1 protein-coding gene is annotated in these 812 nt (G+C 55.7%); it reads left to right on the top strand.

What is annotated here, in order from left to right; genetic code table 11:
• Nucleotides 1-24: 24 nt before the first annotated feature.
• A partial coding sequence (locus ABB28_RS16250; RefSeq protein WP_245625361.1) for an acyltransferase family protein occupies nucleotides 25-812 on the top strand: 788 nt, incomplete at its 3' end.

Here is an 812-nt window from a genome sequence, read left to right as displayed (position 1 = left end):
CAAGGGAGGGGCTGTTTGGAAAAGGTGATCACCGTTCAGTGGCTGAGAGCTGTCGCTGCGCTGAGCGTGGTGTGGTTTCACAGTCTTTGCCTTCTCCACTACGTAGGCGTCAATTCGTTTCAGGGTGGCGTCTACGCTCTCGCTAGTATCGGGGCGGTGGGTGTCGATGTATTCTTTGTGATCAGTGGCTTCATCGTTACTTTGGCGGGCCTGCGTGCCCAGTCAATCAGGCCCTTTCTGACTGATAGATTTTTCAGGATTTGGCCGTTGTATGTCGTCGCAACGGTTTCATATCTGGCCGTGAGGCCAGATGCACTGAGTCAGCCGCTAGACATCCTTCTTTCGCTGTTTTTCATCCAGCCGCTAGGTTCGACGGACAACTCACCTACCCTTCCGCCGGGCTGGACGCTGTTGTTCGAGATGCCTTTCTACTGTGTGCTGGCGTTTGCCATGGCTTGGCGTACTCCGCGGGCGCTGCAAGAGCGAGTCGCAATACTTCTTGGGGTGCTTGTGACGGTTGGTTCGGCCTATGCATGGGTGCGCCCACTGAACGTGTGGGGTAACCCGATCGCGCTCGAATTTCTGCTGGGAGTCGGCATAGCACACGCTTGGCTCAAGGGCGTTCGTCTTCCTCGTTGGCTCGCTATTTTCCTTTTTTCTGCGGGCGTCTATTTTCTCGCGGATTCGGCTATTAGCGGTAACGACGATTTGTGGAGGTCCGAACGTGTCTTGGACGGTTCGCAGAGCTGGATACGATTTGGCGAATGGGGTATTCCGGCCGGATTGATCGTGGCTTCGGCTTGCCTCAGATC

Source organism: Stenotrophomonas chelatiphaga (genome assembly GCF_001431535.1).
Classification (GTDB): Bacteria; Pseudomonadota; Gammaproteobacteria; order Xanthomonadales; family Xanthomonadaceae; genus Stenotrophomonas; species Stenotrophomonas chelatiphaga.
Note: the sequence above shows the minus strand (reverse complement) of the source record. Positions and strands in the feature narration are given on the sequence as shown.